The sequence below is a fragment of the Achromobacter xylosoxidans genome (genome assembly GCF_002192695.1).
In the GTDB taxonomy this organism is placed as follows: Bacteria; Pseudomonadota; Gammaproteobacteria; order Burkholderiales; family Burkholderiaceae_B; genus Achromobacter; species Achromobacter xylosoxidans_C.
Window position 1 is genome coordinate 1 of the sequence record NZ_MTLG01000124.1, and the last position, 23,131, is coordinate 23,131.

The window sequence follows — 23,131 nt, forward strand, 5'->3', positions numbered from 1 at the left end:
CCCACGTTCACGTGCGGCTTGGTACGTTCAAACTTGCCTTTTGCCATGATCTCTATCCTTTGACTTTCAAGGAAACTTGAATTTCTGCCAGGACCGCCCGGATGGGCGGCCCCGGCAAGGGTTATTTACTTGGCCCGAGCGGCGATGACTTCGTCAGCGACGTTCTTGGGGGCCTCGGAGTAATGCTTGAATTCCATCGTGTACGTGGCACGGCCTTGCGTCAGCGAACGCAGGTTCGTGGCGTAACCGAACATCTCGGCCAGCGGAACTTCGGCCTTGATGGTCTTGCCGCCGCCAACCATGTCGTCCATGCCCTGAACCATGCCGCGACGCGAGGACAGGTCGCCCATCACGGTACCAGCGTAGTCTTCAGGCGTTTCGACTTCAACGGCCATCATCGGTTCCAGCAGCACGGGGCTGGCCTTGCGCAGACCTTCCTTGAATGCCATGGAGCCGGCCATCTTGAACGCGTTTTCGTTCGAGTCCACGTCGTGGTACGAACCGAAGAACAGCGTGACCTTGACGTCGACGATCGGGTAGCCAGCCAACACGCCCGAAGGCAGCGTTTCCTGGATGCCCTTGTCCACCGCGGGGATGTACTCGCGAGGAACCACGCCGCCCTTGATGGCGTCCACGAATTCGTAGCCACCGCCAGGAGCCAACGGCTCGACCTTCAGCACCACGTGGCCGTACTGGCCGCGACCGCCCGACTGCTTGACGAACTTGCCTTCAACTTCGTCGCAGGTCTTGCGGATGGTTTCACGGTAGGCCACTTGGGGCTTGCCGACGTTGGCTTCAACGCCGAACTCGCGCTTCATGCGGTCGACCAGAATTTCCAGGTGCAGTTCGCCCATGCCGGAAATGATGGTTTGGCCGGATTCTTCGTCGCTGCGCACGCGGAACGACGGATCTTCCTGAGCCAGACGCGACAGCGCCAGACCCATCTTTTCCTGGTCAGCCTTCGACTTGGGTTCCACGGCCTGCGAAATCACGGGCTCCGGGAAAATCATGCGTTCGAGCAGGATGTGGGAGTCGATGTCGCACAGCGTTTCGCCGGTGGTCACGTCTTTCAGACCCACCACGGCGGCGATGTCGCCTGCCAACACTTCCTTGATTTCTTCGCGGTTGTTCGCGTGCATCTGCAGAATGCGGCCGATACGTTCCTTCTTGCCCTTGATGGGGTTGTAGACCGTATCGCCCGACTTCAGGACGCCCGAGTAAACGCGCACGAAGGTCAGCTGACCCACGAACGGATCGCTCATCAGCTTGAACGCCAGGGCCGAGAACTTCTCGTCGTCGTTGGCTTCACGCGTGACGGGGTTGCCATCGTCGTCCTGGCCGTCAACCGCGGGAATGTCCACGGGCGAGGGCAGGTAGTCGATGACCGCGTCGAGCATGCGCTGCACGCCCTTGTTCTTGAAGGCGGTGCCGCACAGCATCGGCTGGATTTCGCCAGCGATGGTGCGCTGACGGATGGCCAGGTTGATTTCTTCTTCGTCGAGCGAACCCGTTTCCAGGTACTTGTTCATCAGCTCTTCGGACGATTCAGCAGCAGCCTCGACCAGCTTTTCACGCCATTCGTTCGCCAGGCCTTCCAGCTCGGCCGGAACGTCTGCGTAATCGAACTTGATGCCTTGGCTGGCTTCGTCCCAAATGATCGCCTTCATCTTGACCAGGTCGACCACGCCTTGGAACGTGTCTTCGGCACCGATCGGGATCACGATCGGCACGGGATTGGCGCGCAGGCGGTTCTTCAGCTGGTCATAGACCTTGAAGAAGTTGGCGCCGGTGCGGTCCATCTTGTTGACGAAGGCCAGACGCGGCACGCCGTACTTGTTGGCTTGGCGCCACACGGTTTCGGACTGGGGCTGAACACCGCCCACCGCGCAGTAGACCATGCAAGCACCGTCCAGGACGCGCATGGAACGTTCCACCTCAATGGTGAAGTCCACGTGTCCCGGGGTGTCGATGATGTTGATGCGGTGCTCGGGATAGTTCTTCGCCATGCCACGCCAAAACGCCGTCGTAGCAGCCGACGTAATGGTGATGCCACGCTCTTGCTCTTGTTCCATCCAGTCCATGGTGGCTGCGCCATCATGCACTTCGCCAATCTTGTGATTGACGCCGGTGTAGAACAGGATACGTTCGGTCGTGGTGGTTTTCCCTGCATCGATGTGCGCAGAGATACCAATGTTGCGATAGCGCTCGATCGGGGTTTTGCGGGCCATGGTGGGTAGTCCTTAAATTACCAGCGGAAATGGCTGAAGGCCTTGTTGGCCTCTGCCATCTTGTGCGTGTCTTCGCGCTTCTTCATCGCGGCGCCACGACCTTCGGAGGCGTCGATCAGTTCGCCAGCAAGACGCAGATCCATCGACTTCTCGCCACGCTTCTTGGCGGCTTCACGGAGCCAACGCATAGCCAGGGCCAGGCGGCGCACGGGGCGCACTTCAACCGGCACTTGGTAGTTGGCACCGCCAACGCGGCGGCTCTTCACTTCGACGATCGGCTTGATGTTGTTGATCGCCAGGCTGAAAACTTCGATCGGCTCCTTGCCGGTCTTGGTTTGCACTTGCTCGAGGGCGCCGTAAACGATGCGCTCGGCGACGGCCTTCTTGCCGTCCAGCATGACGACGTTCATGAACTTGGCGAGTTCGACGCTGCCGAACTTGGGATCGGGCAGAATCTCGCGCTTGGGTACTTCGCGACGACGGGGCATTGTTGCTTCCTTGTGTCTGTTCAGTTGAACCGTGTTTCATTACACGGCCATGGCCGTCCATGGAGACGACCCCTTACGTGCCGCGCACCTTCCCATCATCTGGATGGCGCGGTCGCACTTCCCTAGTGACGGACTTCCGCCACGCGGGGGTACTGCTGACTCGTTATTAAGCCTTCTTCGGGCGCTTGGCGCCGTACTTCGAGCGGGCTTGCTTACGATCCTTGACGCCTTGCAGGTCGAGGGAACCGCGCACGATGTGATAACGCACACCGGGCAAGTCCTTCACACGACCGCCACGCACCAGAACCACCGAGTGCTCTTGCAGGTTGTGGCCTTCACCGCCGATGTACGAAATGACTTCGTAACCGTTGGTCAGACGCACTTTGGCAACCTTACGCAGAGCGGAGTTCGGCTTCTTGGGGGTGGTGGTGTACACGCGAGTGCACACGCCGCGGCGTTGCGGGCAGTTTTCGAGCGCGGGGCTCTTGCTTTTGATGATGCTGACTTCGCGCGGCTTGCGCACGAGTTGGCTAATGGTAGGCATGACCTTTGAAATCCCTTTTACGTACCACTGGGTAAGTACTTACGTACTCGTCTCCTCAAGCAGTGAACTTTCGGAGAAGGCAGTTCGCGCAAAACCGCCTCAAACGTTCGTATACGTAAAAGAGCGGGCTTGCCAACAAACTATGACAAAACGCACAAAGCTGGATGCCGTGGGGCGACGGCGCCGGAAAGACCCGATACCGCGAAGCCGTATGACTTGAAACGAAAGGCTCGTGACGCACCCCGTTTCCAGACACCGTACTCCTGAACCCTACCGCGGCCAGTTTTTGCGCGCGAAATAAAGCAGTAAGCCCTTTAGCATAACTGAGATAAAGGCTTGCTGTCAAAGAAAATTGTAAGGCAGCCGATGTGGCGCGTTGCCTGCAAAAGCAGGCCAGTTAGGCGGGGCTCGCAGAAATTAGGGCCATATAAGCCGAAAATCGGGGCCACTACCCGCGGCAATCGGCGGGACGACGACACACAAACGCTCTGAATTGCGGCCGGCTGCGCCGGCGCTGCGGCTACCCGCTGCTGCGGCAGCCAGTGTACCCGCCCGCGCTACTGGTCGGCGAACAGGTAGCCGCTGCCGTAGACCGTGCGGATCGGCAACATCACCCCGGCCAGCTCCGCCTTGCGGCGCAACCGGCTGACGATTACATCAATGCTGCGGGAGCCGCTGGCGCGCACCCCGCCCCCTTCGACCTGCAGCTCATCACCCAATTCGGTCCGGCCCACGGCCTTTCCCGCCACTTCCAGCAGCGAACGCACGATCAGGCGTTCATTGGCGGACAGCGAAATGGTCGCGCCCGAAGGCGCCGCCAGGGTCCAGCCCTGGTCGCGCAGTTCCCACTGGCCATTCTGGGCCGCGTCGACAAGGGACGCTTCCTGCCCGGCGGGCAGACGGCGCGCCAGGGACAGCAGGATGCAGGCCAGCTCGCGCGGGTCCTGCGGATCCGGCAGACAGGCGTCGGCGCCGCTTTGCAGGCAGCGCAGGCGGCTATCCACCGACATGCCGCGCCCCGTGACCACGATGCCCATCGACGACGAGCCGTGCAGGCGCGCCACCAGGGCGTAGCCGATTTCACCCAAGGTCCCGACATCCAGGACCACGACGTCATAGCCGCCGCCGTTGAGCAATCCAAACAATTCGAGAGACGTCGAGCAACCGCGTGCAGAGATACCAGCTTGCAGCAACGCGGACACGGCGACGCCGCGAGCGGCTTCGTCCGGTGACATCATAAGTATGCGCAATTGATTCATATCTGTTCCATCCGACCAACAACCTCGACCGGCTCCGCCCCCCGCCGTACTGCGGAGGGGGAGAACGATTGAGACAGTGTGGCGCGTTGTTACGCAACAACTCCAGTCAAGATTCGTCAACTTTGCAATGTTTGACAGTTCTTGCCATAACGTAGCCAGCCGGGGCCCCTCCCGAGTTATCATTCGTTTACACCTATATATTCCTTTCTCATCTTGCAGTAGGGCGCCATAGCGCGCGCTTGCGTAGCAAACCTTCGCGAGAACACGTCTGATGAAAATCGCGTCGCTGGAAGACGACCTGGATCAAGCACGGCGCATCCAGCAAGTTCTGACCACTGCCGGATACGTCTGCAGCAGCTATCAGCAAAGCCGGGATCTGCTGGCCGCGCTGCGCACTGAGCATTTCGACCTGGTGCTGCTGGACTGGCATCTGCCCGACATCGATGGTGACGATGTGGTGCGGTGGCTGCGCGCCAATATCGGTCCGCGCATCCCGGTCATATTCCTGACCAACCGTTCCAGCGAGGACGATCTGGTCGAAGGCCTGCGCGCCGGCGCGGACGACTACATCGTCAAGCCCCTGCGCCCCCTGGAGCTGCTGGCGCGGGTGGCGGCGTTATTGCGCCGCAGCCAGATCGCCGAGCCTGCGGACGATGCCTTCGACGTCGCTCGCTACCGCATCGAACCCGCTGCCCGTACCATCACCCTGGATTCCGCCGTGGTGCCGCTCGCCCCCAAGGAATTCGAACTCGCGCTGCTGTTTTTCCGCAATGTCGGCCGCCTGATGTCGCGCGACGTGCTGGCCGAATGCGTATGGAACCGGGAAATTCCCGCTACCTCGCGCACCCTGGACACCCATTTGTCGAACATCCGGCAAAAGCTCCAGCTACGCCCCGAGCACGGCGTGCGTCTCACGTCCTCGTATGCACTGGGCTACCGGCTGGAGCTGATCAGCTCGCCGGAAGACATTGCATCCCATCCGCAGTAAGCGCCTGCGCGCATCCCTGGAGAACCGATAGTCATGAGCCGCTGCCGCGCGCTTTCTTTGCTTGCCCTGATTTCCTGCCTGGCGCTGATGGCGCCGGCGCGCAGCCAGCCCGCGGGCGCGCTGGGGGACGACTTCATCTACCGCGTGCGCCAAGGCGACACGCTGATCGACCTGGCGACCCGCTATACGCACAAGCAGGGCAACTGGAGCCAGTTGCAAACCCTGAACAAGGTCGTCACGCCGGAAACGCTGCCCATCGGGCTGGAGTTGCGCATCCCGCTGTCCATGATTCCCGTGCGGCCCGCCGACGCCCGCGTCCTGCACGTCAGCGGCCAGGCGAATGTCGATGGCAAGGCCCTGCGGGCCGGCGATACCGTGGCTGAAGGCAGCACGGTCGGCACCGCCGCCAATGGCTTCGTCACGCTGGAACTGGCCGACGGCTCCAAGCTGACGCTGCCGGCCGGCGGCTCGGTCCAATTGACGCGCCTGCGCCAGTTCGAAGGCACGGCGCTGACGGATTCAGTGGTCCAGGTGCAACAGGGCGGCGTGGAATCGTCCGTCGCCCCCGCCGGCCAAGGCGTGGGCCGTTTCGAGATCCGCACGCCGGTCGCGGTCACCGGGGTGCGCGGCACGCGCTTCCGCGTGCAAAGCGGCGCGCAAGGCGTGCACAGCGAAGTGCTGGAAGGCAGCGTGCGGCTGCAACCCCACGCCCCCGGATCGGCCCCGGCCAAGCCGGTGGCGGTGGCCACGGGCTACGGCGCGGCCGTGGGCTCGGACGGCGTGGTGTCGGGCATGCGCGCGCTGCTGGATGCGCCGCAACTGGGCACGCCCACGCGCGCGGGCGGCGGCGCCTGGACCGCCGACGTCTCGCCGGTGTCCGGCGCGCAGAGCTATCTGGTACGCGTCTCGCGCGATGCCGAAGGCGCGCTGCCGGTCTCGTCGACGAGCTTTCCCAGCAACGACATCCGCTTCACGGCGCCCGGCCCCGGCACCTATTACGTGTCGGTACGCGCGGTCGACGACCTGGGCCTGAACGGGCGCGACGCCATCGCCACCTTCGAGGGCGCGAACATGCTCCTGACCTCCGACGGCTCCGGCGTCGCCAGCGGCACGGGCGGCCTGATCACGCTGACCGACTACTAGAGCCCGCCTCATGGCCGACGCCCCCGATCCGCAGGACCGGACCTCGCGCTCAGGGCTGTGGCTGACGGTGGTGTTGGCAGTGCTTGCCGCTGTCCTGGGCTCGTTCAACGGCCTGGGACGCTTTGACCAGATCCTCTACGACCGCGCCTTGTCGGTGACGGGACGCGCTGCCGATCCCGAGATCCTGATCGTCGCGATCGACGACGACAGCATCAAGGCGCTGGGCCACTGGCCCTGGCGGCGCGCCGTGCATGCGGCACTGCTGGATCGCCTGCAAGGGGCCCGCGCCGTGGCGCTGGACCTGATCTTCGCCGAACCGGACATGGCCAATCCGAACGACGACCGCATCCTGGCCGACAGCATCCGGCGCCATGGCCGCACGGTCCTGCCAGTCGTGCTGGACCGGCTCGACCGTCCTTCCGCCGTCAACGAGCCCATCCCCGGCGTGGCGCAGGCCGCCGCCGCGAAAGGCTTCATCAACGCGCGCATCGACCCGGATGGCGTGGTGCGCGCAGCCGCCCTGACCGCGCAGCTGGGGGACCGCCGCTGGGACCATCTGGCCATGGCCATGCTGGACGTCGGCGGCGAAGCGGAATCGGCGCAAAAGCTGTTGAGGCGCGCCGCGCCCGATGGCAGCATCCTGATCCCCTACTCCGGCCCCACCGCGCATACGCGCACCGTTTCCTACCTGTCCGTGCTGCGCGGCGATCTCTCGCCGGAAGCGCTGCGCGGCAAGTACGTGCTGGTCGGCGCCTGGGCCACCGGCCTGGGCGACGCTTACCCTACGCCGGTATCGCACGACGCCAGCGGCATGTCGGGGGTGGAGATCATCGCCAACCTGCTGCACGCGGCCCGCGACGATATCGCCTACCAGCTGCCGCCCGCCTGGTGCAACGCGTTGTTCGCGGCGCTGCCCGTGCTGCTGGCCTGCCTGGCCCTATGGCGGCTGTCGCCCAAGCAGGCTCTACTGGTCAGCCTGGCGCTGTTCGCGCTCATCCTGCTGGCAGCGCTGCTGCTGCTGGCCTATGCGTATATGTGGTTCGCGCCGGCCGCGGCGCTGCTGAGCGTGACGCTGTGCTATCCACTCTGGAGCTGGCGCAGCCAGGAAGCCGCGCTGCGCTACATGGACAACGAATTGCGCCGTCTGCAACGCGAGTACCCGCCGGTGCTGAACGAGGCCGGCGCCCAGGGCACGGGTCCCAGCGCGTCGCTGGAGAGCCGCGTCGGGGAATTGCGCCGGGCGCTGGCCCGCGTGCGCAACCTGCGCCGCTTCCTTGCCGACGGCCTGGACGGCATGCCGGACGCAACGCTGGTTTTCGATCAGGACGGCCGCATGCAATTCCGCAACCAGGCGGCGGTCATGTATTTCCAGCGGCTGGGCATGCGCCCTCCCCGCGTCGGCCGCCCGGCCACCCACCTGCTCGAGAAGACCATCTCCGATCCCGCCGCGCGCCAGCGCGTCGCCGAGGCGCTCAGCGGCCAGGGCCCGGTCGCCGCGTCATCTCCCTGGAGCGCCGACCTGGAAGTGCGCGACCATGCGGGTCGCGACCTGATCCTGAAATGCGCGCCCATCCATACCGCCGAAGGCAGCTTCGCCGGCACCGTCGCCACGCTGACGGACATCTCGCGCATCCGCCAGGCGGAACGCCAGCGCGAGGAAACGTTGCGCTTCATCTCGCACGACATGCGCGCGCCTCAAAGCTCCATCCTCGCGCTGGTCGAAATGAAGCAGGAAGGCGGCCTGCACGGAGAGCAGAGCGAAACCCTCGGCCGCATTGCCGGGCTGGCCAACCGCACGCTGCGCCTGGTCGACGACTTCGTGCACCTGACGCGCGCCGAGTCGATGACGATCAGCGCGGTGGAACTGGATCTGGGCAGCCTGGTGCAAGATGCCGTGGACGAATTCTGGGCCTCGGCGCAGAAGCGCGGCATCGAGCTCGCCCTCGCGCTGCCGCTGCCCGCCGCCTATGTCCGCGGCGATCAGACCTTGCTCATGCGCACGCTGTGCAACCTGATCGACAACGCGATCAAGTACAGCCCGGCGCACACCCGGATCGAATGCGGCATCGGCGAGGAACCCGGCTTCTGGCGCGTCAACATCCGCGATCAGGGCCAAGGCATTGCGGCGCAGGATCTGGCGCGCCTGTTCGAACCGTTCTCCCGCGTGGGTGTCGAAACGCGCGGCGACGTCGGCGGGGCCGGCCTGGGTCTGGCGTTCGTGCGCACGGTGGCCGAACGCCACGGCGGATCGGTCGAGGTCAGCAGCGAACTGGGCGTAGGTTCGGTGTTCACGCTGCGCCTGCCGATGGCGCCGGAAGAAATGGCCGCGGCATAGCCGCGGCGCTCCCCTATTGGAAGACGTGCGAGATCACGGCCGGCTTGCCGGCCTTGACCTCCAGTGTCGTGCGGTAGGGCGTCAGGCCGGCATTGCGCAGCACCACCTGGTACTTGCCGGGAATCAGCCGCAGTTCCTTGACCGGCGGGCTGATGCCGCGCGCCACGCCGTTGATCCATACCTCACCCCACGGACGGATGTCCAGCCGCACCAGCACGGGAACCGGCTTGGGCTTGGGGACCTCTTCGGCTAGGGCGGCTGGGGCCTCGGCCGGCGCGGCTGCAGGCGGTGCGGCCGCAGTTGCCGGCGCCTCGGCGGGTGGCGCCGGCTCGGCCGGGGTGTCGCCCGGTGCAGCCGCGCTTCCAGGGGCCGGCGTCTGGGGTGCGGATTCCTGCGAGGTTCGAACCTCGGGCGGCGATGGCGGCGCCACGGGCGCGGCGCCAGGCGCCGGCGGCGGCAAGGGATGTACGGCCGGCAGGTTCGGCTGAACCACTTCGGAGCGGGTGATCAGTGCGTTGGGCGCGCCCATTCCCGACTCGAACCAGGCGTATACGCCCGCGCCGATCAATGCGGCGATGAGCAACAGCGCCAGCAGCGGATGGCGCCCGCGCGCGGGTTCGTGCGCTGCGGCAGCTGCCGCCGGCGCCGCACGGGACACTGGCGCCGCAGCCACCGGATCCGGCGCCGTCTCGACTTGCGCGGAAATGCCCAACATGCCGGCCAGATCGGCCAGCGTCTGCGGCCGGTCGGCAGGCGCCATGGCCAGGCCCGCATCGATCACGGACAGGAAGTCCTGGTTGTACTTGGGCAATCCCAGGGAGGCGAGCGGTTCGTAGGTATCCTCCGCGCGGCGCTCGGGCGCCGGCGCGGGCTTGTCGCCGATGACCAGGGCGTGCATCACCGCGCATAAGGCGTAGATGTCGCTCCAGGGGCCGCGCGGCCACTCCACCGAATCCGTGTATAGCTCGAACGGCGCAAAACCGGGGGTCGGCGTGCGCGTGGCGCGGCGCGAGCGCGCCACCACCAGCTCGGGCACCAGATGCGCCCGGGCGCCTTCGTCCATGCCCACCGTGTCCAGCGAAATATCGCCGCAGATTTCACCTTGGGCATGCAGCGCCATCAAGGACGGCAGCAGATCGGACAGAAGCCGTTTGATGCGAGTTTCCGGCACGCCTCCCGCCGCGCTGGCGGCGATGGCGCTCAACGGACGCAGTGCAAGCGGCGCGGCGCCGGAAAAGGGGCCACGCGGCGTCAAGAGGCCGGCGGAAGATGACATGATCGGAACTGGCGCTGTCGCGCGACAGCGGAATTAAATATGGAATAAGGCGAATATTATCCAATCCGCACCGCAAGGACATTGCCGAAAATGTCCGAGCGCATCAGGCTGTGGCACGATAGCGTACCGCTAAACCTCTCTACACCTTTGGAAGCCATGAAAATTCGCGTTCTGAGTAGTCTGCTCGGCTTGTCGGTCCTGCTGGCGGGTTGTGCCGGCGTCTCGTCCCAAAAGCCGGAAACGCCTCCCACCGCGGAAGCCCTGGACCAGCTGCAGCAGGTACGCGACAAATACAGTGCCGGCCGCTACGGAGAAGTCATCCGCGGCGTCGCCACCTCCGACGCCCTGGCCACTTCCACCAAGGCCGTGCGCATCGAGGCCTACAAGCTGCAAGCGTTCAGCTACTGCGTAAGCAAGTATCCGCGGCTGTGCGAAGACAGCTTCGCCCGCATCCTGGCCCTGGACCCCGCTTTCGAACTGGCGCCCAACGAAGCCGGCCATCCCGTCTGGGGGCCCGTCTTCCGCCACGCCCGGGCACAGGTCGCGCAGTAGGCGCTCTTTCCCCCAAACAAAAAAAGGCCGCTGATTCGCATCAGCGGCCTTTTTGATTCCGGGCATGCCGCGCCGGACTGCGCGCGGCATCCCTGCCGGGTGTTTCCGCTTATTCGGCGGAATCCTCGGCGCCGAGGTCGGAAGCCGGCGTTTCCGCATCCGAGCCCACCGTGACCGGCGAGTCTTCGAACGGGTTGGCCAGCTGGCGGGCGGCTTCGCGTTCCGCGGCCTCCAGCTCTTCCTTGTCGCGGCGTGCATGGTGGTAAGCCAGGCCGGTACCGGCCGGGATCAAGCGGCCGACGATGACGTTTTCCTTCAGGCCACGCAGATCGTCGCGCTTGCCCATGATGGCGGCTTCGGTCAGGACACGCGTGGTTTCCTGGAACGATGCGGCCGAGATGAACGAGTCGGTCGACAGCGAGGCCTTCGTGATACCCAGCAGCACGTTGTCGTACGTAGCCGGAATACGCTCTTCAGCCTGCATGCGGTCATTCGCGTTCAACAGCTCGGAGCGCTCGACCTGCTCGCCCGGGATGAACTCGGTATCGCCCGCGTCGACGATGTTCACACGGCGCAGCATCTGACGAACAATCACTTCGATGTGCTTGTCGTTGATCTTCACGCCCTGCAGACGGTACACGTCCTGCACTTCGTCGACGATGTAGGTCGCCAGCTTCTCGATGCCTTGCAGACGCAGGATGTCGTGGGGATCGGCCGGGCCGTCCACGATCATTTCGCCCTTGTTCACCACTTGGCCGTCGTGCACCAGAACCTGCTTTTCCTTCGGAATCAGGAACTCGTGGCTCACGCCTTCCAGGTCGGTGATGACCAGACGCTGCTTGCCCTTGGTGTCCTTGCCGAACGAAACCGTGCCGGTAACGTCGGCGAGCATGCCGGCGTCCTTCGGCGAACGGGCTTCGAACAGTTCAGCCACGCGCGGCAGACCGCCGGTAATGTCGCGGGTCTTTTGCGATTCTTGCGGAATACGCGCCAGAACTTCACCCACGGCAACCTGCTGGCCGTCACGCACGGTAATCAGCGCACCCACCGGGAACGAGATGTTGACCGAGTGATCGGTACCGGCGATCTTGACGTCTTCGCCGTTCTCGTTGACCAGCTTGATCTGCGGACGCATGACGATCTTGCCGCCACGGGTCTTCGGCGTGATGACGACGAGCGTCGACAGGCCGGTGACTTCGTCCACCTGCTTGGCAACGGTCACGCCTTCTTCGATGTTCTCGAAGCGGACGGCGCCGCCGTATTCCGACACGATCGGACGGGTCAGCGGATCCCACGTCGCCAGACGCGCGCCAGCCTTCACGGCTTCGCCATCGCCCACCAACACGGTCGCGCCGTACGGGATCTTGTGGCGTTCGCGTTCGCGGCCGTTGTCGTCGAAGATCGCCAGTTCGCCGGAGCGCGAGATCGCCACACGTTCGCCCTTGGCGTTCGTGACATAGCGCATCGTGCTGGCAAAACCGACGTTACCGCTGGACTTGGTTTCCACCGCGCTGGCCAAGGCCGAACGCGACGCCGCGCCACCGATGTGGAACGTACGCATCGTGAGCTGCGTGCCCGGTTCGCCAATGGACTGGGCGGCGATAACGCCAACCGCTTCGCCCTGGTTGACCGGCGAGCCACGACCCAGGTCGCGGCCATAGCAGTGCGCGCACAGGCCATGACGCGTTTCGCACGTCAGCGGGGTGCGGACCTTGACTTCGTCCACGCCGATGCGGTCGATGGTGTCGACCAGATCTTCGTCCAGCAGGGTGCCGGCGACGATGGCCGTTTCCTGCGTATCCGGGTTGATGATGTCAATGGCGGCGACACGACCCAGGATCCGGTCGCGCAGCGGTTCGATGACTTCACCGCCTTCAACCAGGGCCTTCATGTTGTAGCCCTGCGAGGTGCCGCAATCGTCCTCGGTAATCACCAAGTCTTGCGTCACGTCGACCAGACGACGGGTCAGGTAACCCGAGTTCGCGGTCTTCAGTGCCGTATCAGCCAGACCCTTACGCGCGCCGTGAGTCGAGATGAAGTACTGGAGTACGTTCAGGCCTTCACGGAAGTTCGCGGTAATCGGCGTTTCGATAATCGAGCCGTCCGGCTTGGCCATCAGGCCGCGCATGCCGGCCAGCTGGCGGATCTGGGCGGCCGAACCGCGGGCGCCCGAGTCAGCCATCATGTAGATGGAGTTGAACGATTCCTGGCGCACTTCCTCGCCGTGGCGGTTGACCACGGGCTCGGTGGCCAGCTGTTCCATCATCGCCTTGCCGACCTTGTCGCCGGCCTTGCCCCAGATGTCCACCACGTTGTTGTAGCGTTCCTGGGACGTGACCAGACCCGACGAGTACTGCTTGTCGATTTCCTTCACTTCGCGGCTGGCTTCGGCCAGGATGCCTTCCTTGGCGGTCGGGATCAGCATGTCGCCCATGGCGATGGAGATACCGCCGCGCGTGGCCAGGCGGAAGCCCGACTGCATCAGCTTGTCAGCGAAGATCACGGTGTCGCGCAGGCCGCAGCGGCGGAACGACTGGTTGATCAGGCGCGAGATTTCCTTCTTCTTCAGCGCCTTGTTCAGCACCGTGAAGGGCAAGCCCTTGGGCAGGATCTCGGACAGCAGCGCGCGGCCGACCGTCGTCTCGTGACGGCGGATGACCGGCTGCCATTCGCCAGCCTCGTCGCGCTCGTGTTCCTTCAGGCGCACGGTGATGCGCGACTGCAGTTCGACTTCGCCGTTGTCGTAGGCGCGCTGCACTTCAGCGACGTCGGTGAAGAAGATGCCTTCGCCGCGGCCGTTGATGCGCTCGCGCGTCGTGTAGTACAGACCCAGCACGATGTCCTGGGACGGCACGATCGACGGTTCGCCGTTGGCGGGGAACAGCACGTTGTTCGAAGCCAGCATCAGCGTGCGCGCTTCGAGCTGGGCTTCCAGCGACAGCGGCACGTGGACGGCCATCTGGTCACCGTCGAAGTCGGCGTTGAACGCCGCGCAAACCAGCGGGTGCAGCTGGATGGCCTTGCCTTCGATCAGGACCGGTTCAAACGCCTGGATGCCCAAACGGTGCAGCGTGGGCGCACGGTTCAGCATGACCGGGTGTTCGCGGATGACTTCTTCCAGGATGTCCCAGACCACCGGTTCCTGGCTTTCCACCAGCTTCTTGGCAGCCTTGATGGTCGTGGCCAGGCCCATCATCTCCAGACGATTGAAGATGAACGGCTTGAACAGTTCCAGGGCCATCAGCTTGGGCAAGCCGCACTGATGCAGCTTGAGCTGCGGACCCACCACGATGACCGAACGGCCCGAGTAGTCGACGCGCTTGCCCAGCAGGTTCTGACGGAAACGACCGCTCTTGCCCTTGATCATGTCGGCCAGGGACTTGAGCTGGCGCTTGTTGGCGCCCGTCATGGCCTTGCCGCGGCGACCGTTGTCCAGCAGCGAGTCGACGGCTTCCTGCAGCATCCGCTTTTCGTTGCGCAGGATGATTTCCGGAGCCTTCAGCTCCAGCAGGCGCTTCAAGCGGTTGTTGCGGTTGATGACGCGGCGGTACAGGTCGTTCAGGTCGGAGGTCGCGAAGCGGCCGCCGTCCAGCGGCACCAGCGGACGCAGGTCCGGCGGCAGCACGGGCAGCACTTCCATGACCATCCACTCGGCCTTGATGCCGGACTTCTGGAAGCCTTCCAGCACCTTCAGGCGCTTGGAGATCTTCTTGATCTTGGCTTCCGAGCTGGTGGCCTTCAGTTCGCCGCGCAGCGTTTCCACTTCGCGGTCGATGTCGATGGTGCGCAGCAGTTCGCGCACGGCTTCCGCGCCCATCAGGGCACGGAAGTCGTCGCCGTACTCTTCGGTCTTGGCGAGGAAATCGTCATCCGACATGATCTGACCGCGCTTGAGCGGCGTCATGCCAGGTTCGATCACGCACCAGGCTTCGAAGTACAGCACGCGTTCGATGTCGCGCAGGGTCATGTCGAGCACCATGCCCAGACGCGACGGCAGGCTCTTCAGGAACCAGATGTGCGCGACGGGGCTGGCCAGCTCGATGTGGCCCATGCGTTCACGGCGAACCTTGGCGACGGTGACTTCGACGCCGCACTTTTCGCAGATCACGCCACGATGCTTCAGGCGCTTGTACTTGCCGCACAAGCACTCGTAGTCTTTGATCGGGCCAAAGATCTTGGAGCAGAACAGGCCGTCGCGCTCAGGCTTGAACGTGCGGTAGTTGATGGTCTCGGGCTTGCGAACTTCGCCGTAGGACCACGAACGGATCTTCTCGGGCGAGGCGATGCCGATCTTGATGGCATCGAACTGCTCGTCTTGCGAGACTTGCTTAAAGAGGTCGAGTAGCGCTTTCATTAGTTACGCTCCAAATCCATGTCCAGGGCCAACGAGCGGATTTCCTTGACCAGCACGTTGAACGATTCCGGCATGCCGGCGTCGATGACGTGGTCGCCCTTGACGATGTTTTCGTATACCTTGGTACGGCCAGTGATGTCGTCCGACTTCACCGTCAGCATTTCCTGCAGGGTGTAGGCGGCGCCGTATGCTTCCAGCGCCCACACTTCCATTTCCCCGAAACGCTGACCGCCGAACTGCGCCTTGCCGCCCAGAGGCTGCTGGGTAACCAGCGAGTACGGGCCGGTCGAACGCGCGTGCATCTTATCGTCGACCAAGTGGTGCAGCTTCAGGTAGTGCATGTAGCCGACCGTGACGGGGCGTTCGAACTTCTCGCCCGTGCGGCCGTCGTACAGCCATGCCTGCGTGCGCGAAGGCGTCAGCGCCATGCGCTTGGCGACGTCGTCCGGATAGGCCAGCTCCAGCATCGTGGTGATTTCCTCTTCGGTCGCGCCGTCAAAGACGGGCGTCGCGAACGGCACGCCGTTCTTGAGGTTCTGGGCCATTTCCATGACTTCTTCGTCGGTCAGCTCATCGATGCGGGCACCCGAACCGGTCGTGTTGTAGACCTTGTCCAGATAGGCACGGATGTTCTTGACCTGCGCGGTGCGCTCGTCGCGCAGCAGATCGGCAATGCGGTGGCCCACGCCCTTGGCAGCCCAGCCCAAGTGCACTTCCAGCACCTGGCCGACGTTCATCCGCGAGGGCACGCCCAGCGGGTTCAGAACGATGTCGGCCGGCGTGCCGTCAGCCATGTGCGGCATGTCTTCCACCGGGGTGATACGCGAGACCACGCCCTTGTTGCCGTGACGGCCTGCCATCTTGTCGCCAGGCTGCAGACGACGCTTCACGGCCAGGTAGACCTTGATCATCTTCAGCACGCCCGGGGGCAGCTCGTCGCCTTGCGTCAGCTTCTTGCGCTTCTCTTCGAAGGCCAGATCGAACTGATGGCGCTTTTGCTCAAGCGATTCCTTGGCTTGTTCCAGCACGACAGCGTGCGGCTCATCAGCCAGACGGATGTCGAACCACTGCCAGCGGTCCAGATCAGCCAGGTATGCCTTGGTGATCGTGGCGCCCTTGGCCAGCTTGCGCGGGCCGCCGTTGACGGTCTTGTTGACCAGCAGCTTTTCGATACGGTCGAACTGGTCGTTTTCAACGATGCGCAGCTGGTCGTTCAGGTCCTGGCGATAGCGGCGCAGTTCATCGTCGATGATGGACTGGGCGCGCTTGTCGCGCACGATGCCTTCGCGCGTGAACACTTGCACGTCGATCACGGTGCCGGTCATGCCCGAGGGCACGCGCAGCGAGGTGTCCTTAACGTCGGACGCCTTTTCACCGAAGATGGCGCGCAGCAGCTTTTCTTCCGGCGTCAGCTGGGTTTCGCCCTTGGGCGTGACCTTGCCGACCAGCACGTCGTCGGCGCTGACTTCGGCGCCAATGTACGTGATGCCCGAATCGTCCAGGCGGTTCAGTTGCGTCTCGGCCAGGTTGCTGATGTCGCGCGTGATTTCTTCCGGACCCAGCTTCGTGTCGCGGGCGACAACCGTCAGTTCCTCAATGTGCACCGAGGTGTAGCGGTCATCGGCCACAACCTTTTCGGAGATCAGGATCGAGTCTTCGAAGTTGTAGCCGTTCCACGGCATGAACGCGATCAGCATGTTCTGACCCAGGGCGAGTTCGCCCAGGTCGGTCGATGCGCCGTCAGCCAGCACGTCGCCCTTGGCGACCTTGTCGCCACGCTTGACGATGGGACGCTGGTTGATGTTCGTGTTCTGGTTGGAACGCGTGTACTTGATCAGGTTGTAGATGTCGACGCCCACTTCACCGGCGACGTTTTCTTCATCGTTCACGCGGATCACGACGCGCTCGGCGTCAACGTGATCGACCAGGCCGCCACGCAGCGCCTGCACGGTCGTGCCCGAGTCAACGGCCACGGTGCGCTCGATACCCGTACCCACGACCGGCTTTTCCGGACGCAGGCAAGGCACGGCCTGACGTTGCATGTTGGCGCCCATCAGTGCGCGGTTCGCGTCGTCGTGCTCCAGGAACGGAATCAGCGAGGCCGCGACCGACACGATCTGCGACGGGGCCACGTCCATGTAATGCACGTTGGCCGGCGAGGTCAGCATCGTTTCGCCTGCTTCACGGCAAGCGACCAGGTCGTCGACGAAGGCGCCTTGCTCGTCCAGCGCGGCGTTGGCCTGCGCGATGACGTAGTGGCTTTCTTCGATGGCCGACAGGTAGTCGATCTGCTCGCTGACCTTGCCGTCGATGATCTTGCGGTAAGGCGTTTCCAGGAAGCCGTACTCGTTCAGGCGAGCGTACAGCGCCATGGAGTTGATCAGGCCGATGTTCGGGCCTTCCGGCGTTTCGATCGGGCAGACGCGGCCATAGTGGGTCGGGTGCACGTCGCGGACTTCGAAGCCGGCGCGCTCGCGGGTCAGACCGCCCGGGCCCAGTGCGGAAACACGACGCTTGTGCGTGATTTCCGACAGCGGGTTGGTCTGGTCCATGAACTGCGACAGCTGGCTCGAACCGAAGAACTCCTTGATGGCTGCCGAGATCGGCTTGGAGTTGATCAGGTCGTGCGGCATCAGGTTTTCCGTCTCGGCCTGGCCCAGACGTTCCTTGACGGCGCGTTCGACACGCACCAGGCCGGCGCGGAACTGGTTCTCGGCCAGTTCGCCGACGCAACGCACGCGACGGTTGCCCAGGTGATCGATGTCATCGATCTGGCCACGGCCGTTGCGCAGCTCGACCAGCACCTTGATGGTTTCAAGGATGTCTTCGTTGGTCAGCGTCATCGGGCCGGTGATGTCTTCACCACGGCCCAGACGGCTGTTGACCTTCATGCGGCCGACGCGCGACAGATCGTACGTTTCTTCGCTGTAGAACAGGCGCTGGAACAGCGCTTCCACCGCTTCTTCGGTGGGCGGCTCGCCAGGACGCATCATGCGGTAGATGGCAACGCGGGCTGCCATCTGGTCCGCGGTTTCGTCGGTACGCAGCGTTTGCGAGATGTACGGACCACGGTCCAGGTCGTTCGTGTAGAGCGCCTGGATGTCGTAGACGTTGGAGGCACGCAGGGCGCCCAGCACGCTTTCCGTGATCTCGTCGTTCGCGTTGGCGATGACTTCACCGGTGTCCGGATCGACAATGTTCTTGGCCAGCACGCGGCCGTACAGGAAGTCTTCCGGCACGGAGATGCGCTGGATGCCGCCGGCAGCCAGATCGCGCAGATGCTTGGCGTTGATGCGCTTGTCTTTTTCGACGATGACCTTGCCGTCGCGGTCCGAGATGTCGAAACGGGCCATTTCGCCCTTCCAACGCTCGGGCACGAATTCCATCATCGCGCCTTCGCTCTTCAGTTCGAAATTGTCGAAGTCGAAGAAGTTGGCCAGGATCGATTCCGGCGTCATGCCGATGGCCTTGCACAGGATCGTGACAGGCATCTTGCGGCGGCGGTCGACGCGGAAGAACAGGACGTCCTTCGGATCGAATTCGAAGTCCAGCCACGAGCCGCGGTAAGGAATCACGCGGGCCGAGAACAGGAGCTTGCCGGAGCTGTGGGTCTTGCCGCGGTCGTGCTCGAAGAACACGCCAGGCGAGCGGTGCAGCTGCGAGACGATGACACGCTCGGTGCCGTTGATGACGAAGGAACCCGTGCCCGTCATGAGCGGAATTTCGCCCATGTAGACTTCCTGTTCCTTCACTTCCTTCACGGTGGGCTTGCTGACTTCGCGGTCAAGCAGCACCAGGCGGACCTTGGCTCGCAGGGGCGAGGCATAGGTCAGGCCACGTTGCTGACATTCCTTGACATCGAACACCGGTTCGCCGAGCACATAGCTCACGAACTCCAAGCGCGCCATACCGTTGTGACTAACGATCGGGAAAATCGACGAGAACGCCGCCTGCAAACCGTCGGCTACGCGATCGGACGGGGCGGTATCCGCCTGCAGGAAAGTTAGGTAGGATTGAAGCTGTGTCGCCAACAGGAAGGGAACGTTTTGAACGTCTTCACGCTTGGCGAAGCTTTTGCGGATGCGCTTTTTTTCGGTGTACGAGTAAGGCATGAGCACTCCGACTCGAGGTTGCATGGGCCGTCAACCACGGCCCCAGGTGATACGACTCCAGGAAACCCCTCTGAAAAGGCATGACCCCAGCAGGGGTTTCCTGGAAACGCAAAAGCCCGGGGACTGCAAACTGCGCTGTCCCCGGGCAAGTTGACGCAGGTCTTACTTGACTTCGACCTTGGCGCCAGCTTCTTCCAGCTTCTTCTTGGCGGCTTCGGCGTCAGCCTTGGCCACAGCTTCCTTGACGGGCTTCGGAGCGCCGTCGACCAGGTCCTTGGCTTCCTTCAGACCCAGACCGGTCAGCTCGCGCACGGCCTTGATGACGCTAACCTTGTTGGCGCCAGCTTCGGTCAGAACGACGGTGAACTCGGTTTGCTCTTCAGCAGCGGCGGCAGCGCCACCAGCGGCGGGAGCAGCGACAGCGACAGCGGCGGCAGCAGCCGACACGCCGAACTTCTCTTCCATTTCCTTGATCAGCTCGGACAGCTCGAGCACGGTCATGCCAGCGATGGCGTCAAGGATTTCAGCTTTGTTAAGTGCCATTTTTCAGAACTCCAAATAATTTGGTAATGCCAGGGTTTGGGTGTCGCTCGGTCGTTCAGCGAATTCCGGACAGCAGGGCGGTTAGGCCGCTGCCTTCTGGTCGCGCACAGCCGCGAGGCCACGGGCGAACTTGGTCGGAACTTCGTTGAGCGTACGCACGAATTGCGCGATGGGGGCTTGCATGGTGCCCAGCAGTTTCGACAGCAACTCTTCGCGGGAGGGCATGGTGGCCAGGGCCTTCACGCCGTCTTGGTTCAGCAGGCTGTTGGGCAGAGCGCCCGCCTTGATGACCAGCTTGTCGTTGCTTTTCGCGAAACCTGCGAGGACCTTGGCCGCCGAAACCGGATCAGCGCTGATGCCATAGATCAGCGGACCGGTCAGTTGCTCAGCCAACGGCTCGAAAGCCGTGCCGGCAACAGCACGACGGGCCAGCGAGTTCTTCAGAACACGCAGATACACGCCCGATTCACGCGCAGTTTTGCGCAGTACGGTGACAGAGGCGACGTCCAGACCACGGTACTCAGCGATAACAATCGATTGGGCCTTGGCGACTTCCGCCGAGACTTCCTCGATTACCACCGCTTTCTCTTGACGATTGAGACTCACGGTTTGAACACTCCATCAAAAGACGCCTGGGGCCTGAGCCTTGCGCGTCAACCGAATGCGGCGCCTGGTCGAGTTCTTCGTGTAAAGAAATCTTCCTGGGGACGCCGTCTACGCTGGATCCGAACCTTGCGGGCTTCGGGATTAAGCGGAGTGGTCCGGTACTGCTTGAACCAGCCTGCTCCAGCGGTCTTTGACAGCAACATCCGGAGGAATCCGGATGCAGCCCAAAGTACGTTTACAGCTATCGGCTTAGTTGGCCGACAGCGAGGCGATTTCCACGCGCGCACCGCCGCCCATCGTGGACGAGACGGCCAGCTTGCGCAGGTAAATGCCCTTGGCAGCTGCGGGACGAGCCTTTTGCAGGGCGTCGACCAGAGCGGCCAGGTTGGTTTGCAGCTGTTCCACGCCGAACGACGCGCGGCCGATCGTTGCGTGGATGATGCCAGCCTTGTCGGTACGGTACTGAACCTGACCGGCCTTGGCGTTCTTGACGGCGGTGGCGACGTCCGGGGTCACGGTGCCGACCTTCGGGTTCGGCATCAGGCCACGGGGGCCCAGGATCTGGCCCAGGGCACCCACGACACGCATCGTGTCGGGCGAGGCGATGACCACGTCGAAGTCCATTTGACCGGCCTTGATCTGGTCAGCCAGGTCGTCCAGACCGACGATGTCGGCGCCAGCGGCCTTGGCGGCTTCAGCCTTGTCGCCTTGGGCGAACACGGCCACGCGGACCGACTTGCCGGTGCCGGCGGGCAGAACGACCGAACCGCGAACCAGTTGGTCCGACTTCTTCGGGTCGATGCCGAGCTGCACGGCCACGTCAATGGATTCATTGAACTTGGCGACGGCGGTTTCCTTGACCAGGGTCAGGGCTTCAGCGACCGGGTACATCTTGGTACGGTCGATCTTCTGCGCAATGGCGGCGGCGCGCTTGGACAGTTTTGCCATGATTAGATCCCCTCAACCGTGATGCCCATGCTGCGGGCGCTGCCAGCGATCGTACGCACGGCGGCGTCCAGATCAGCGGCGGTCAGATCGGGGCCCTTGGCCTTGGCGATCTCTTCAGCTTGAGCGCGGGTCAGCGTGCCGACCTTGTCGGTATGCGGCTTGGCCGAACCCTTTTGCACGCCAGCAGCCTTCTTGATGAGGACCGTCGCGGGCGGGGTCTTCATGATGAAGGTGAAGCTCTTGTCCGCGAAAGCGGTGATCACCACGGGAATCGGCAGACCAGGCTCCATGCCTTGGGTCTTGGCGTTGAACGCCTTGCAGAATTCCATGATGTTCAGGCCACGCTGACCCAGGGCCGGGCCAATCGGGGGGGAGGGGTTAGCCTTACCAGCCGGCACTTGCAGCTTGATAAAGCCGACGATCTTCTTCGCCATGCTTTGCTCCTTGCGGGTTATATCGCTCCTGGGCGTTCAAGCCTGGGAGCTCCCCGGGGGTTGAATTAGGTCTTTTCGACCTGACTGAAATCGAGTTCGACGGGCGTGGCGCGACCAAAAATGGTGACGGACACACGCACCTTGCTCTTTTCGTAGTTGACTTCTTCGACGTTGCCGTTGAAGTCCGCAAACGGACCTTCCTTGACCCGAACCATCTCGCCCACTTCGAACAGGATCTTGGGGCGGGGTTTCTCGACACCCTCTTCCATCTGGGAGAGGATCTTCTCGACTTCCTTTTCGGAAATCGGGGTCGGACGGTTGCCCGAGCCACCCAAAAAGCCGGTGACGCGGTTGGTGTTCTTGACCAGGTGCCACGTTTCGTCGGTCAGGTCCATTTCAACCAGGACATAACCGGGGAAAATGCGGCGCTCGGTGATCGACTTCTGGCCACCCTTGACCTCGACGACTTCCTCGGAGGGCACAAGAATGCGGCCAAAAGACGTTTGCAGGCCTGCGCGCTCGATGCGCTCGTTCAGGGCCTTGTGTACGCTTTTTTCCATGCCGGAGTACACATGGACGACATACCAACGCTTACTCATTCGCCGTCCTTATTTCCAGCCCAGCAGCAGGCCGTAGAGAATCCATTCGATGCCCTTGTCGAGCACCCACATGAAAAGGCCCATGACCGCCACAAACGCGAAAACGATGCCCGTCATCTGGGTCGTTTCCTTGCGCGTGGGCCACGAGACACGCTTGACTTCGTTGTAGGACTCGCTGGCGAAGCTCAGGGTACGGCGGCCGGGTTCGCTGAACCAGGCGATCACGGCTGCGATCACGAGGCCGCCGACAAATACGCCGACACGTGCAGGCATCGGTTGCGCGCTGAGCACGGAAAACCCGACGATGCCAGCAATAACGACAAGAACCGCCAGCCCGAGCTTCACCCGGTCGGCGGTACTGGTTACGGTTTCTACGCTGGTATTAGACATATTGCGACGCGAGCCGCCGTGAATGCGTAACTCGCGATGATCTCCCGCGGGTTTATCCTGGCGGTGGCAGGGGCAGTAGGAATCGAACCTACAACCTTCGGTTTTGGAGACCGACGCTCTGCCAATTGAGCTATGCCCCTAAAACACTACTGGCTTGCACTACACGTACTCTGACTTCCTACCCAAACGCTACGCGCAAGGTCGCGGAACCAGACATCATACTACTTTTACAGCAAAGATGGATAGAGGGGCTTTTCAGCCCGCTCTACCCATCTGGGTATTGCTTACTTCAGGATCTTGGCGACGACGCCGGCGCCGACGGTACGACCGCC

17 protein-coding genes and 1 tRNA gene are annotated in these 23,131 nt (G+C 63.2%); 4 read left to right on the forward strand and 14 right to left on the reverse strand.

Going from position 1 to position 23,131, the window contains the following annotated elements:
- Positions 1–125: 125 nt before the first annotated feature.
- From fusA to BRO63_RS31620, 4 genes are all read right to left on the reverse strand, one after another.
- Positions 126–2,228, reverse strand: coding sequence for an elongation factor G (gene fusA, locus BRO63_RS31605; protein ID WP_013397022.1), 2,103 nt, complete (start codon positions 2,226–2,228; stop codon positions 126–128).
- Positions 2,229–2,245: 17 nt separating this feature from the next.
- Positions 2,246–2,716, reverse strand: a complete 471-nt coding sequence (gene rpsG / locus BRO63_RS31610; protein ID WP_006216561.1) for a 30S ribosomal protein S7 — start codon at positions 2,714–2,716, stop codon at positions 2,246–2,248.
- Positions 2,717–2,882: 166 nt separating this feature from the next.
- On the reverse strand, positions 2,883–3,260 hold the full coding sequence (gene rpsL, locus BRO63_RS31615) for a 30S ribosomal protein S12 (RefSeq protein ID WP_005017264.1): 378 nt from the start codon (positions 3,258–3,260) through the stop codon (positions 2,883–2,885).
- Positions 3,261–3,817: 557 nt separating this feature from the next.
- Positions 3,818–4,498 (reverse strand): response regulator transcription factor, encoded by a 681-nt coding sequence (locus tag BRO63_RS31620; RefSeq protein WP_373557807.1) that lies wholly within the window; start codon positions 4,496–4,498, stop codon positions 3,818–3,820.
- Between the two features lie 292 nt (positions 4,499–4,790).
- Here BRO63_RS31620 and BRO63_RS31625 point away from each other — a divergent pair, with 292 nt between their 5' ends.
- From BRO63_RS31625 to BRO63_RS31635, 3 genes are read left to right on the forward strand one after another with little or no spacing between them, the layout of a single operon-like run.
- Positions 4,791–5,507: a response regulator transcription factor gene (locus BRO63_RS31625; protein ID WP_088143497.1), complete on the forward strand. Its 717-nt coding sequence runs from the start codon at positions 4,791–4,793 to the stop codon at positions 5,505–5,507.
- A 33-nt stretch (positions 5,508–5,540) separates the two neighbouring features.
- Positions 5,541–6,650: a FecR domain-containing protein gene (locus BRO63_RS31630; RefSeq protein WP_088143498.1), complete on the forward strand. Its 1,110-nt coding sequence runs from the start codon at positions 5,541–5,543 to the stop codon at positions 6,648–6,650.
- A gap of 10 nt (positions 6,651–6,660) precedes the next feature.
- Positions 6,661–8,985 (forward strand): CHASE2 domain-containing protein, encoded by a 2,325-nt coding sequence (locus tag BRO63_RS31635; RefSeq protein ID WP_088143499.1) that lies wholly within the window; start codon positions 6,661–6,663, stop codon positions 8,983–8,985.
- A gap of 13 nt (positions 8,986–8,998) precedes the next feature.
- Here BRO63_RS31635 and BRO63_RS31640 read toward each other — a convergent pair whose 3' ends face one another.
- On the reverse strand, positions 8,999–10,261 hold the full coding sequence (locus tag BRO63_RS31640) for a serine/threonine protein kinase (RefSeq protein ID WP_088143500.1): 1,263 nt from the start codon (positions 10,259–10,261) through the stop codon (positions 8,999–9,001).
- Between the two features lie 156 nt (positions 10,262–10,417).
- Here BRO63_RS31640 and BRO63_RS31645 point away from each other — a divergent pair, with 156 nt between their 5' ends.
- Positions 10,418–10,813 carry a TssQ family T6SS-associated lipoprotein gene (locus BRO63_RS31645; RefSeq protein WP_088143501.1) on the forward strand — a complete coding sequence of 132 codons (396 nt, stop codon included), beginning with the start codon at positions 10,418–10,420 and terminating at the stop codon, positions 10,811–10,813.
- 109 nt (positions 10,814–10,922) lie between these two features.
- On the opposite strand, the gene rpoC is transcribed toward BRO63_RS31645, so the two are convergent.
- The 9 genes from rpoC to BRO63_RS31690 all read right to left on the reverse strand — a co-directional run bounded on the left by rpoC (position 10,923) and on the right by BRO63_RS31690 (position 22,939).
- On the reverse strand, positions 10,923–15,167 hold the full coding sequence (rpoC, locus tag BRO63_RS31650) for a DNA-directed RNA polymerase subunit beta' (protein ID WP_088143502.1): 4,245 nt from the start codon (positions 15,165–15,167) through the stop codon (positions 10,923–10,925).
- On the reverse strand, positions 15,167–19,279 hold the full coding sequence (gene rpoB / locus BRO63_RS31655; RefSeq protein WP_088143503.1) for a DNA-directed RNA polymerase subunit beta: 4,113 nt from the start codon (positions 19,277–19,279) through the stop codon (positions 15,167–15,169). Before rpoB ends, rpoC begins: the two co-directional genes overlap by 1 nt.
- A 162-nt stretch (positions 19,280–19,441) precedes the next feature.
- Positions 19,442–19,822: a 50S ribosomal protein L7/L12 gene (rplL, locus tag BRO63_RS31660; RefSeq protein WP_013397031.1), complete on the reverse strand. Its 381-nt coding sequence runs from the start codon at positions 19,820–19,822 to the stop codon at positions 19,442–19,444.
- 81 nt (positions 19,823–19,903) lie between these two features.
- Positions 19,904–20,428 carry a 50S ribosomal protein L10 gene (gene rplJ, locus BRO63_RS31665; protein ID WP_013397032.1) on the reverse strand — a complete coding sequence of 175 codons (525 nt, stop codon included), beginning with the start codon at positions 20,426–20,428 and terminating at the stop codon, positions 19,904–19,906.
- 249 nt (positions 20,429–20,677) lie between these two features.
- Positions 20,678–21,376 (reverse strand): 50S ribosomal protein L1, encoded by a 699-nt coding sequence (gene rplA, locus BRO63_RS31670; protein ID WP_013397033.1) that lies wholly within the window; start codon positions 21,374–21,376, stop codon positions 20,678–20,680.
- 2 nt (positions 21,377–21,378) lie between these two features.
- Complete coding sequence (gene rplK, locus BRO63_RS31675; RefSeq protein WP_006227005.1) at positions 21,379–21,810, reverse strand: 50S ribosomal protein L11; 432 nt, start codon at positions 21,808–21,810, stop codon at positions 21,379–21,381.
- Positions 21,811–21,875: 65 nt separating this feature from the next.
- Positions 21,876–22,409 carry a transcription termination/antitermination protein NusG gene (gene nusG / locus BRO63_RS31680; RefSeq protein ID WP_006389586.1) on the reverse strand — a complete coding sequence of 178 codons (534 nt, stop codon included), beginning with the start codon at positions 22,407–22,409 and terminating at the stop codon, positions 21,876–21,878.
- A 9-nt stretch (positions 22,410–22,418) separates the two neighbouring features.
- On the reverse strand, positions 22,419–22,799 hold the full coding sequence (secE, locus tag BRO63_RS31685) for a preprotein translocase subunit SecE (RefSeq protein ID WP_013397034.1): 381 nt from the start codon (positions 22,797–22,799) through the stop codon (positions 22,419–22,421).
- Between the two features lie 64 nt (positions 22,800–22,863).
- Positions 22,864–22,939, reverse strand: a tRNA-Trp gene (locus BRO63_RS31690).
- Between the last annotated feature and the right edge of the window lie 192 nt (positions 22,940–23,131).

Excerpts from the sequence above, each read along its gene's own strand:
- nusG (WP_006389586.1), bottom strand. The coding sequence starts at position 22,409 with ATGAGTAAGCGTTGGTATGTCGTCCATGTGTACTCCGGCATGGAAAAA.
- BRO63_RS31635 (WP_088143499.1), top strand. The coding sequence starts at position 6,661 with ATGGCCGACGCCCCCGATCCGCAGGACCGGACCTCGCGCTCAGGGCTG.
- secE (WP_013397034.1), bottom strand. The coding sequence starts at position 22,799 with ATGTCTAATACCAGCGTAGAAACCGTAACCAGTACCGCCGACCGGGTG.
- rplL (WP_013397031.1), bottom strand. The coding sequence starts at position 19,822 with ATGGCACTTAACAAAGCTGAAATCCTTGACGCCATCGCTGGCATGACC.
- BRO63_RS31630 (WP_088143498.1), top strand. The coding sequence starts at position 5,541 with ATGAGCCGCTGCCGCGCGCTTTCTTTGCTTGCCCTGATTTCCTGCCTG.
- rplA (WP_013397033.1), bottom strand. The coding sequence starts at position 21,376 with ATGGCAAAACTGTCCAAGCGCGCCGCCGCCATTGCGCAGAAGATCGAC.
- rplK (WP_006227005.1), bottom strand. The coding sequence starts at position 21,810 with ATGGCGAAGAAGATCGTCGGCTTTATCAAGCTGCAAGTGCCGGCTGGT.
- BRO63_RS31645 (WP_088143501.1), top strand. The coding sequence starts at position 10,418 with ATGAAAATTCGCGTTCTGAGTAGTCTGCTCGGCTTGTCGGTCCTGCTG.
- rpsG (WP_006216561.1), bottom strand. The coding sequence starts at position 2,716 with ATGCCCCGTCGTCGCGAAGTACCCAAGCGCGAGATTCTGCCCGATCCC.
- fusA (WP_013397022.1), bottom strand. The coding sequence starts at position 2,228 with ATGGCCCGCAAAACCCCGATCGAGCGCTATCGCAACATTGGTATCTCT.
- rpoC (WP_088143502.1), bottom strand. The coding sequence starts at position 15,167 with ATGAAAGCGCTACTCGACCTCTTTAAGCAAGTCTCGCAAGACGAGCAG.
- BRO63_RS31620 (WP_373557807.1), bottom strand. The coding sequence starts at position 4,498 with ATGATGTCACCGGACGAAGCCGCTCGCGGCGTCGCCGTGTCCGCGTTG.
- rpsL (WP_005017264.1), bottom strand. The coding sequence starts at position 3,260 with ATGCCTACCATTAGCCAACTCGTGCGCAAGCCGCGCGAAGTCAGCATC.
- BRO63_RS31625 (WP_088143497.1), top strand. The coding sequence starts at position 4,791 with ATGAAAATCGCGTCGCTGGAAGACGACCTGGATCAAGCACGGCGCATC.
- BRO63_RS31640 (WP_088143500.1), bottom strand. The coding sequence starts at position 10,261 with ATGTCATCTTCCGCCGGCCTCTTGACGCCGCGTGGCCCCTTTTCCGGC.
- rpoB (WP_088143503.1), bottom strand. The coding sequence starts at position 19,279 with ATGCCTTACTCGTACACCGAAAAAAAGCGCATCCGCAAAAGCTTCGCC.